This is a genomic window from Aliivibrio sp. S10_S31, from assembly GCF_014694495.1.
Lineage (GTDB): Bacteria > Pseudomonadota > Gammaproteobacteria > Enterobacterales > Vibrionaceae > Aliivibrio > Aliivibrio fischeri.
The window spans coordinates 1-476 of record NZ_JAAUWR010000116.1 but is presented as its reverse complement, the minus strand read 5'-3'; the positions used below and the strand labels follow the sequence as shown (position 1 = coordinate 476).

Below are 476 nucleotides of genomic sequence, written 5' to 3'. Positions count from 1 at the left end.
CCTGAATTGATTCAGCAAGGCTTCGAACAAGCCGGTGTAGCAACGGTTAGAAGGAGGCGATTACCTTTAGAAGCTGTACTTTGGTCCGTTGTAGGAATGAGCCTTTTTCGACAGCAATCTATTTGGGATATCGTTAATCAACTCGATATTGTTCTTCCAGATAAACAACGCTTTGTTGCACCAAGTGCTGTTGTTCAAGCGAGACAGAGACTAGGCGAAGAAGGCGTAAAGCAAGTATTTAAGAAGATGGCAGCACATAGCTACCAATCTTCTCACTTCGAAACTTGGTGTGGACTAAATCTTTTATCTGTCGATGGTGTTGTTTGGCGAGCGCAAGATACGTCTGAAAACCATCAAGAATTTAAAGCACAACGTAATAATTCATCTGAGAATATTTACCCTAAAATACGTATGGTTTGCTTGATGGAGCTTACGAGTCATCAGCTAATTGATAGTGCATTCTCTGATTATCGAAC

At 41.2% G+C, this 476-nt stretch carries 1 protein-coding gene; it reads left to right on the top strand.

What is annotated here, in order from left to right; all coding sequences use genetic code 11:
- On the top strand, positions 1-476 hold a 476-nt coding region (locus HC728_RS19850; RefSeq protein WP_190395992.1), incomplete at both ends, for a transposase domain-containing protein.